This window comes from Actinomadura soli, from assembly GCF_005889715.1.
Classification (GTDB): Bacteria; Actinomycetota; Actinomycetes; order Streptosporangiales; family Streptosporangiaceae; genus Spirillospora; species Spirillospora soli.
The window spans coordinates 1-9,200 of sequence record NZ_VCKW01000296.1; the positions used below are offsets into that span (position 1 = coordinate 1).

Annotated in this window: 12 protein-coding genes and 1 pseudogene; 4 read left to right on the plus strand and 9 right to left on the minus strand. The window is 73.0% G+C overall.

From position 1 onward, the window contains the following. Nucleotides 1-177 precede the first annotated feature (177 nt). Nucleotides 178-963, minus strand: a complete 786-nt coding sequence (locus ETD83_RS35620) for an enoyl-CoA hydratase-related protein (protein WP_138649607.1) — start codon at nucleotides 961-963, stop codon at nucleotides 178-180. 64 nt (nucleotides 964-1,027) lie between these two features. Between ETD83_RS35620 and ETD83_RS35625 the strand changes: the two genes are divergently transcribed. Both ETD83_RS35625 and ETD83_RS35630 read left to right on the plus strand, forming a co-directional pair. Next, nucleotides 1,028-1,420: a DUF7715 family protein gene (locus ETD83_RS35625; RefSeq protein WP_138649608.1), complete on the plus strand. Its 393-nt coding sequence runs from the start codon at nucleotides 1,028-1,030 to the stop codon at nucleotides 1,418-1,420. A gap of 12 nt (nucleotides 1,421-1,432) precedes the next feature. After that, entirely contained in the window at nucleotides 1,433-1,738 is a 306-nt protein-coding gene (locus ETD83_RS35630) for an MTH1187 family thiamine-binding protein (RefSeq protein ID WP_138649609.1), read from the plus strand. A gap of 19 nt (nucleotides 1,739-1,757) precedes the next feature. Here the strand turns inward: ETD83_RS35630 and ETD83_RS35635 are convergent, their stop codons facing one another. The 4 genes and pseudogenes from ETD83_RS35635 to ETD83_RS45065 all read right to left on the minus strand — a co-directional run. Beyond that, nucleotides 1,758-2,213 (minus strand): MarR family winged helix-turn-helix transcriptional regulator, encoded by a 456-nt coding sequence (locus tag ETD83_RS35635; RefSeq protein ID WP_138649610.1) that lies wholly within the window; start codon nucleotides 2,211-2,213, stop codon nucleotides 1,758-1,760. Beyond that, nucleotides 2,210-3,664, minus strand: a complete 1,455-nt coding sequence (locus ETD83_RS35640) for a DHA2 family efflux MFS transporter permease subunit (protein ID WP_138649611.1) — start codon at nucleotides 3,662-3,664, stop codon at nucleotides 2,210-2,212. Before ETD83_RS35640 ends, ETD83_RS35635 begins: the two co-directional genes overlap by 4 nt. A gap of 41 nt (nucleotides 3,665-3,705) precedes the next feature. Continuing rightward, nucleotides 3,706-4,038 (minus strand): FecCD family ABC transporter permease, encoded by a 333-nt coding sequence (locus ETD83_RS45060; protein ID WP_230421399.1) that lies wholly within the window; start codon nucleotides 4,036-4,038, stop codon nucleotides 3,706-3,708. Nucleotides 4,039-4,114: 76 nt separating this feature from the next. Further along, a pseudogene (locus ETD83_RS45065) lies at nucleotides 4,115-4,411 on the minus strand (iron chelate uptake ABC transporter family permease subunit); the annotation flags it as partial. A 150-nt stretch (nucleotides 4,412-4,561) separates the two neighbouring features. On the opposite strand from ETD83_RS45065, the gene ETD83_RS35650 reads away from it, so the two are divergent. Both ETD83_RS35650 and ETD83_RS35655 read left to right on the plus strand, forming a co-directional pair. Then, on the plus strand, nucleotides 4,562-5,629 hold the full coding sequence (locus ETD83_RS35650; protein WP_138649612.1) for an ABC transporter substrate-binding protein: 1,068 nt from the start codon (nucleotides 4,562-4,564) through the stop codon (nucleotides 5,627-5,629). A gap of 11 nt (nucleotides 5,630-5,640) precedes the next feature. Further along, nucleotides 5,641-6,507 carry a siderophore-interacting protein gene (locus ETD83_RS35655; protein ID WP_138649613.1) on the plus strand — a complete coding sequence of 289 codons (867 nt, stop codon included), beginning with the start codon at nucleotides 5,641-5,643 and terminating at the stop codon, nucleotides 6,505-6,507. Nucleotide 6,508: 1 nt separating this feature from the next. Here the strand turns inward: ETD83_RS35655 and mnhG are convergent, their stop codons facing one another. From mnhG to ETD83_RS35675, 4 genes are all read right to left on the minus strand, one after another. Next, complete coding sequence (gene mnhG / locus ETD83_RS35660) at nucleotides 6,509-6,847, minus strand: monovalent cation/H(+) antiporter subunit G (protein ID WP_138649614.1); 339 nt, start codon at nucleotides 6,845-6,847, stop codon at nucleotides 6,509-6,511. Beyond that, complete coding sequence (locus ETD83_RS35665; protein ID WP_138649615.1) at nucleotides 6,844-7,125, minus strand: monovalent cation/H+ antiporter complex subunit F; 282 nt, start codon at nucleotides 7,123-7,125, stop codon at nucleotides 6,844-6,846. The genes mnhG and ETD83_RS35665 overlap by 4 nt, the downstream gene beginning before the upstream one ends. Further along, the gene (locus tag ETD83_RS35670; protein ID WP_138649616.1) at nucleotides 7,125-7,694 is read right to left on the minus strand and encodes a Na+/H+ antiporter subunit E; all 570 of its coding nucleotides are present in this window, start codon (nucleotides 7,692-7,694) and stop codon (nucleotides 7,125-7,127) included. Before ETD83_RS35670 ends, ETD83_RS35665 begins: the two co-directional genes overlap by 1 nt. Further along, nucleotides 7,691-9,200, minus strand: a 1,510-nt coding sequence (locus tag ETD83_RS35675) for a Na+/H+ antiporter subunit D (protein WP_230421400.1), incomplete at its 5' end; no start/stop codon positions are given. The genes ETD83_RS35675 and ETD83_RS35670, both read right to left, overlap by 4 nt.

Here is a 9,200-nt window from a genome sequence, read left to right on the forward strand (position 1 = left end):
GCTTTACGCATACCTGCACCATTGTGTGGGCTCCGGCATTGAAACCCAGCCAGGTTCGCGCATACCCGCACCATTGCGCGGGCTTGTGTGGGCTTCGGCCCCTTGGCACCCCATTCAGCTCAGCTTTCACCCGCCACTGCGCCTGGCACAGGAGGGGTGGGCCCCCTCCCGGTTGGGCTAGGCGGGCCAGTTGGGGTGGCGCTTTTCCAGGAAGGCGGTCATGCCCTCCTGGGCTTCCGGGATCAGGGCGGACGCGGCCATCACCTCGATCGCGTAGGCGTAGGCGTCCTGTTCCGGGCGGTCGAACTGGGCGTACATGGCCTGCTTGCCCAGGGCCTTGCTGCGCGGGCTGCCCTGGGTGGCGCGCTGGAGCAGCTCGTGGGTCGCCTTGTCGAGCTCGTCGTCCGGTACCGCGTAGTTGATCAGGCCCCAGTCGGCTGCGGTGGCGGCGTCGAACACCTCGCCGGTGAGGGCCATCTCGGCGGCGCGCTTGCGGCCGACGTTGTGGGAGATCGCGACGAGGGGGGTGTGGCAGAACCAGCCGCCCTTGCCGCCCGGCGCGGCGAATCCGGCGCTCTCGGCGGCGACGGCCAGGTCGCAGCTCGCGACGAGCTGGCAGCCCGCGGCGGTCGCGAGGCCGTGCACACGGGCCACCACCGGCTGCGGGATCGACTGGATCGTCCGCATCAGGTCGGTGCAGATCCGGAGCAGGTCGCGGACGTCGGCGTGCGACGCCCCCGCCATGTCGGCGAAATCGTGCCCGGCGGAGAAGACCGGGCCGTTCGCCGCGAGGATGACGCCGCGGGCGTCGGTGCCGCCTGCCTCCTCGAACGCGCTGGTCAGCGCGAGGAGGAAGGCGCGGGAGAGGGCGTTGCGGCGGCGCGGCCGGTTCATGGTGATCGTGGTGAACGCCCCATCGCGCTGGACCAGGACGGGGCCGTCCTCAGGGTCGTCTTCGCTCATGCTCTCGACGTTACGTCAGACCCTCGTCGTACCGTGGGCGGGTCATCGGACGCGCCGAGGGGGTATGGCCTTGAAGCTGCTCACCGCCACCAACTCCACCCAGGGATTCCGCGACAACGACTTCGACTGGTGCGTCGAAGGCGAACTCGTCCATATCGGGATGGTCTGCGCGCGGGACCGCGACGACCCGGACGGCGGCTGCGGCTGCGGCCGGTCGTTCGCCGGGCTCAACTCGCACCGCGCGACGACGACCGCGATGGTCAGGGAGATCCCCGGGTTCACCGACGACGACTACGTCCTGGCGATCAGGTCCAGCCTTGAGCAGCAGGGCTGCGACCCCGCGTACGCCGAGCACGAGGCGGCCTTGCTGCGGTGCCTGGTGCGCGACTGGCCGGTGGGGGTGATCGTCGAGCGGCGGCTGGATGAGATCGTGGTACGGCAGGTCCTTCAGCCCTAGGGGGTGCGTTCCATGCTCGTCGCGTTCTCGGTGACTCCGCTCGGTGCGGGCGAAGAGGTCGGCGAACTCGTCGCGGAGGCGGTGCGGGTGGTGCGCGAGAGCGGCCTGCCCAACCGGACCGACGCGATGTTCACCACCGTCGAGGGCGAGTGGGACGAGGTCATGGCCGTGGTGAAGGCCGCCGCCGACGCGGTCGCGGCGCGGGCGCCGAGGGTGAGCCTGGTCCTCAAGGCCGACCTGCGGCCCGGGGTGACCGGCGCGCTCGACGCGAAGGTCGAGTCGGTCGAGCGGCATCTCAGGCGGAGAGCCAGTCCCTGATCAACGTCCGGCGGGCCTGTCAGTCGTCGGCGATGAGGCGGGCGGCGATGCGGTCGAGGACGGCCAGGTCGTCGGCCGGGAGGTCGTAGACCGCCGACGGCGGCGTGTCGAGGATGCGTTCGGCCTTCGCCGCGGCGGCGCGTCCGGCCTTGGTCACCGTGACGAGCTTGGAGCGCCGGTCGGCCGGGTTCGGGGACCGCTCCACCAGGCCGCGGCCGACCAGGTCGTCCACGACGAGGGTGGTGTAGGGGCGGTCGGTGAGCAGGACGTCGGCGAGGTCGCGCAGCGTCATCGGGTCGGCCGCGGCGGCGATCTGCCGCAGCGCCCTGATCCGGAAGAAGCTCATGCCGAGCGCCTCGACGGCCGCGCGCCGGCGGTCGCCGCGCTCATAGAGCAGGACCCGCAGGTTGTGCCACGTCCGCTCCGCCATCTCGGCGTGGGCGCGATCCTGGGTCCGGACGGCCGGCTCGGTCATCGGGCGCTCGCCTCCGTTGCGTGGCGCTGGTCTGCGTGGTCCTCCGACTCGACGAGCCCGGACGTTCTCCGGGCGGCCCGGCGCCCGGTGGTGACGGTCCCGAGGACGAGGACGGCGGCGGCGCAGCCGACCATCACCCAGTATGCCGGGCGGGCCGCCGGGACGAAGCCGGGCCCGGCGAGCGGTCCGGAGAGCCCGGCGGCGAGCAGGGCGCCGAGCACGGCGACGCCGAGCGCGCTGCCGACCTGCCGGCTGGTGGACGCGACGGCGGCGGCCACCCCGGCCTGGGCGCGCGGCATCCCCGACACGGCCGTGTAGGTGATCGGCGAGTTCAGCATGCCGAACCCGATGCCGAACAGCACGTATCCGGCGAACAGGGTGGCGTCGCGCGTCTCGGCGTCGAACGCGGCGAACAGCAGCGCGCTGGCGAGCATCGCCGTCCCGGCGAGCTGCAGCGGCAGGCGCGGGCCGCGTCCGCCCACCAGCCGGCCGGACAGCGGGGAGCACACGGCGGTCGCGGCGGCCATCGGCAGCAGGTACAGCCCTGCTTCGAGCGCGGACAGCCCGCGGACGTTCTGCAGGTAGAGCGTGTTGAGGAAGAGGAAGCCGCCGAACGCCGCGAAGCCGGTGACCGCGATGACGACGGCGCCGGAGAACGTGGCGCTGCGGAAGAACCGCAGGTCGATCATCGGTTCGGGGGTGCGGAGCGCGTGCCGGGCGAACGCGGCGAGCGACACGGCGGCGATGATCGCGGCGCCGTGGACGACGGGGTCGGCGATGCCGCGTCCCGGCGCCTCGATGATCGCGAACGTCAGCGTCCCGAGGAAGGTGATCAGGAGGAGCTGGCCGATGGGGTCGGGGCGGCGCGGGCGCGGCGCGCGGGACTCGGGGACGAACAGCGCGGTCAGCGTGAACGCGGCCAGCCCGATCGGCACGTTCAGCCAGAAGATCGCGCGCCAGCCGACGGAGTCGACCAGCAGCCCGCCGAGCAGCGGCCCGAGGGCCATGCTCAGCCCGACGGTACCGGCCCAGACGCCGATGGCGCGGGCCCGCTCGCGCGGCTCGGTGAACACGTTCGTGATGATCGACATCGCGACCGGGTTGAGCATCGACCCGCCGACCGCCTGCACGACGCGGGCGGCGACGAGCCAGCCGAGGGACGGTGCGAGGCTGCACAGCACCGACCCGGTGACGAACAGCGCGAGCCCGGTCTGGAACACGCGGCGGCGGCCGAGCCGGTCGGCGGTCGACCCGGACAGGATGAGCAGCGACGCGATGACGATCAGGTAGGCGTCGATCGTCCACTGGAGGCCGGACAGCGAGCTGCCGAAGTCGTGCTGCAGGGTCGGGAGCGCGACGTTCAGGATCGTGTTGTCGAGGTTGATGATGAACAGGCTCATGCAGCAGATCGCGAGCACCGCGAGCCGGCGCCGGGGACTGAGCTCTGGCATGCGGCGCCTCCAATCGTTGTAGCACTACAACGATTGGAATTCTACAACCATTCCCGGCCGCTCGGCGCGCGCTCGGAGGGGCGCACGACGACGCGTCCGAGGACGTCCGCCGCCAGCATCAGGGCGGGCGAGAGCACCGCGCAGAACGGCAGCAGCCGGCGCAGGTCGAGGCCGGTCAGCGCGCGGACGAGATGCGGCACCATCAGCCCGACGAAGATGATCGGCCCGCAGGCCGCCGTCGCCGCCCCGCACAGCAGCGTCACCGTGACGATCGCGACGATCCGGGCCCGCCGGGGGTCGGCGCCGAGCGAGCGGGCGGCGTCGTCGCCCATCGCCATCGCGTTGAGGGGCCGCGCCAGCAGCAGCGCCGCCACCAGCCCGACCGCGACTCGCCGACACGACGGCGGCGGAGGCGCCCGCGTTGATGCCGAGGAGGCCGGGGTCGGCGAGCGGGTCGCGGGTCAGCGCCTGCATCACCGCGCCCGCGAGACCGAGCGCCACGCCCGCGAGCAGCCCGAGCACGGTGCGCGGGAGCCGCATCTCGTGGACGACCGTGTACGCGGCCGAGTCGCCGTGGACGAGCCCGTCCCACGCCTGCGCGAGCGGCAGCGGCTTCGCGCCGACCGCGAGGCTGAGCGCGACGACGGCCAGCAGGAACAGCACCGCGGCGACGAGGCCGGCCGCCCGCCGGGCGCCAGGCGGCCGCTCGACGGCCGACGCGGGCGGTGGGGGTTCGGTCAGCAGCACCTGGCGGACTCCGGGGGACGAGCCGGGGACCTCCGTCGCGGACGGTGACCGCGCGGCCCCCGCTCTCGGACGAAGACTTAGGTTAGGTTAACCTAAGCGCTGATCGGCCGGAATGTGGCCCTCGTAGCTGATTCATGGAGCACGTCCCAAATGTCACACATCAGGTCCCGTCACCGTTCCCGCGGCGTCCTCCCGGGCGCGGGCCTCACCAGCGGGGGCCTCACGCGGCGAGGACTGCTGGGCGCGGGCGGCGCCCTCGCCCTCGGCGCCCTCATCAGCGCGTGCGGCGGCGAGAGCGGCAACGGCTCGGGATCGGGCGGCGGCGCGTGGACGTTCACCGACGACCGCGGCACGAAGGTCGGCGTCAAGGCGCGTCCCGAGCGCGTCGTCGGGTACGTCGGCACCGCCGCCGCCCTGTACGACTTCGGCGTCGACCGGCAGCTCGTCGGCGTTTTCGGCCCGACGAGGCTGCGAGTCGGCAGGCCCGACCCGCAGGCCGGGAACCTGCCCGTCGACCGGCTGGAGGTCATCGGCAACGCGTTCGGCGAGTTCAACATCGAGAAGTACGCCGCGCTCCGCCCCGACCTCCTCGTCGACAACATGTTCATCCAGAACGAGCTGTTCTACGTCCCGGCCGAGAGCAAGGACAAGATCTTCGCGCTGGCGCCGAGCGCCGCCATCGCCGCCGGGGCCGTCGCGCTGCCCAGGCCGATCGAGCGGACCGCGGCACTCGCCGCCGCTCTCGGCGCCGACCTGAAGTCCGCGAAGGTCACCGCCGCGAAGGCGCGGTTCGACAAGGCCGCGGAGGCGGTGCGCGCCGCGGCCGAGGCCAACGCGGGCCTGAAGGTGCTGGCGGCGTCCACGAGCCCTGACCTGTTCTACGCCTCCAGCCCGGGCAAGAACACCGACCTGATCTACCTCAAGGAGCTGGGCGTCGACCTGATCGTCCCGGACAAGGTGGGCCAGGACGGCTACTTCGAGGAGCTGAGCTGGGAGAACGCCGGCAAGTACAAGGCCGACGTCATCATGCTCGACTCCCGGACGCAGGCGCTGCAGCCGAAGGACCTCGGCTCCAAGCCTTCCTGGAAGGACCTGCCCGCGGTGAAGGCCGGCCAGGTCGTTCCATGGCAGCCCGAGCCCCGCTTCTCCTACGAGGGGGGCGCGCCGATCCTCGAGGCGCTCGCCACGTCCATCAAGTCCGCAAAGAAGACCGGTTGAAAGGCTGCGCCATGACGAGTCCGGCAAACCCCTACGCCTTCTTCGACCTGCACGTCCTGCGCTCGGAGCGGCTCGGCCCGTCCATGGTCCGCGTCACCTACGGCGGCCCATGCCTCACCCCGAACGGCTCCGCCGCGAACGGATCGGCCGGAGAGCGGTTCGTCACCGCGGGCCGCGACCAGCGCGTCAAGCTGTTCTTCCCGCACCCGCACCAGGACGCGCCCGTGATGCCGGACAGCCGCGGCGGCGACACCTGGTTCGCCGACTGGCGGGCGCTGGACCCGGCCGAGCGCGGCATCATGCGGTCCTACACCGTCCGCGACCAGCGCCCCGGCGAGCTGGACATCGACTTCGCGCTGCACTCCGACGGCGGCTCGGGCCCGGCCGCGTCCTGGGCGGAGGCCGCGCGCCCCGGCGACCGCGTCGCCGTCCTCGGCCCGACCGGCGCCGACAACGGCGGCTACGACTTCCGCCCGCCGCCCGGCAGCCCGGTGCTCATGGCCGGCGACCTGACCGCGCTGCCCGCCATCGCCGGCAGCCTCGCCTGGCTGCCCGCCGGTACCCCCGTCCACGTCTGGATCGACGTCCCGCACCCGGAGGACCGCCAGGACCTGCCGACCGCCGCCGACGCGCAGATCACGTGGGTGTCCCCCGGCGGCCTGCCGGACGCCGTCCGCGCGGCCGCGATCCCGGACGGCGCCTACGCGTGGATCGCGGGCGAGTCCGCCGTCGTCAAGACACTGCGCCGCCATCTGGTGAAGGAGCGCGGCCTCGACCGCCGCGCCGTCACCTTCACCGGCTACTGGCGGCGCGGCGCCACCGAGGAGGACCTGCTCGCCGAGGTCGTCGCCGACGCCACCCCCGCCACCGAGGAGTGACTCAGGCCCGGTCGCCGGGGGGTGAGGATTCGTCGAGGGTGAGGGTGGCGGGGTCGATGGCGCCGGTGCGGTAGGCGGCGGCGCCGATGGTCTGGGCGGCGACCGGTGCGGTGATCAGCTGGAAGACGGCGACGAGCAGCAGCGGGGCGGCGTCCGCGAGGGAGCCGGTCTGCGGTGCGACGCCCGCGAGGATGAGCAGCAGCCCGATCGTCTGCGGCTTCGTCGCCGCGTGCAGCCGGGTGAGCAGGTCGGGGAAGCGCAGGACGCCGAGCGCGCCCACGGCGGAGAACGCGGCGCCCGTGGGCAGCAGCACCGCGGTGACGACGTCGCCCGCGGTCACGCGCGGTCCTCCGCCCGGTTCTCCGCGTGCTCCGACGCGAGCCGGGCCGCCGTGACCGAGCCGACGAAGCCCAGCAGCGAGATCACCACGAGGATGGTGGCGTTGGCGGGCTCGTCGCGGGCGGCGGCGTGGACGGCGATGCCGCTGACCAGCAGCACGGACAGGACGTCCATCGCCATGATGCGGTCGAAGGCCGTCCGCCCGCGGATCAGCCGCATGGCGGTCATCAGCACGGCGGCGCCCAGCAGCACCATGGTCACGGTGTAGACGGCGTCCATCACTCCTCCTCCGCCGGCGGGACGTCCGGCCGTGCGCCGGTGTCCGGCCTTATGTCGTCGTCGGGGATCACTAGGGCCCGCATCAGCCTCCGCTCCGTGCGGAGGACGCCGTCCCGCGCGGCGTCCGCCTCCTCCTCGCTGCGGACGGGCATGCCGTGGATGCGCAGCAGCGACCGCTCCCAGTCGAGGCCGACCAGCAGCGTGCCCGGACGGAGGGACACGCTGGTGGTGACCGCCAGCAGGACGACCTCGGAGCGCGACCGGGCGCCGACCTCGATGATCGCCCCCTGGATCCGCCCGGGTGCGCGGAGTGCGTGCCAGGCGATGACGACGCTCGACACGAGCAGGTCCCACGCGAACTCCAGGGCGGCCTTGGCGAGCGGCACCGGCCGTACCCGCGTGACCAGCGGCACCGTGGGCAGCCTGCTGACCGCGTAGGCGACGAGGACGACGGCGAGGCCGCCGATCACGGTGGCGGCGTCGATCCGCCCCCAGAGCAGCACCCATACCGCGAGCAGCCACACGCCCATGCCCAGCCGTCCGCCGGCCCGGCGGGCCAGGCCGTTCACCGGGACGCCCCGTCCAGCACGGCCTGCCTGTAGGCGGACGGGTCGAGGAGGTCGATCGCGGCGCGGCGGCTCCAGGACGACAGCGGCCCCGCGAACACCGCGATGAGCAGCCCGGCCACGACCATGACGGCGGTCACCGACTGCATCACCCGCACGCCGCCCCGCGTGTAGGACTCCTCGGCGGGCGGCTCGGCGGCGCCCTCGGGACGGGGACGCCAGAACCCGAGCGTCCAGATCCGCGACATCGCCATCAGCGTGAGGAGGCTCGCGAGGACGGCGACGGCCGTGACGGCGTAGGCCAGGGGGCGTCCCGCGCCGAGCCCCGCCTGGAACAGCGCCAGCTTGGCGATGAACCCGGACGACGGCGGCACCCCGCTCACGCTCATCGCGGGCACGAAGAAGAGCACGGCGATGAAGGACGACAGGCGTGCCAGCCCGCCGAGCCGGTGCAGCGACGTCTCCCCGGTCCGGCCCTGCATCAGATCGCTGACCAGGAACAACGTTGCCTGCACGATGATGTGGTGGACGAGGTACAAGATCGCCCCGGTGAGCCCCGCGACGCTGAACAGCCCGAGCCCGAACAGCATGTACCCGATATGTCCGACGAGCGTGAACGAGAACACCCGGTGGATGTCGTCGTGCGTCAGCGCGCCCAGCGTCCCGACGAGCATCGTCCCGGCCGCCAGCCCCAGCATGGTCCACGACCCGTGCTCGCGAGGGAACAGCAGCGTCTGGACGCGGATCAGCGCGTAGATCGCGGCCTTCGTCAGCAGCGCCGCGAACACGGCCGTGACCTTGGTGAGCGCGGCCGGGTAGCTGTCGGGCAGCCACAGGTGCATTGGCACGATCGCGCCCTTGATGCCGAACACGACGAGGAACAGCATCCCGAGCGCCGACCGGGTGCCCGCGGGCAGGGCGTCCACGCGTACGGAGAGGTCGGCCAGGTTCACCGTCCCGGCGGCGGCGTAGGTCAGGCCGAGCGCGGTGAGGAACAGGATCGAGGACGTGAGGCTGACCACGGTGTAGGTCATCCCGGCCCGCATCCGCTCGGCCGTCGGGGTGAGCGTCATCAGGACGTAGCTCGACGCGAGCATGACCTCGAACGCGACGAACAGGTTGAACAGGTCCCCGGCGAGGAACAGCAGGCAGACCCCGCCGGTCAGCGCGAGGTAGGCGGGGTAGAACAGGCCGGGCTCGTGCCGTCCGAGCCCGCCGGCGCCCTCCCCCACCGCGTGCAGCATGATCGCCAGCAGGACGGCGGCGGACACGACCAGCAGCAGCGCCGACAGCCGGTCCGCGACGAGCGTGATGCCGAGCGGCGCGGCCCACCCGCCCATCTGGACGGCGATCACCCCGTCGCGGGCGACGGCCGCCACCAGCCCGCCCGCGGCCGCCACCACGCCCGCGCCGACCAGCGGCGCGAGGACCCGCAGCCACGCCTCCCGGCGCCGGCTGATCATCGCCAGCGCGGCGCCCAGCAGCGGCAGGACGAACGGCAGCGGAACG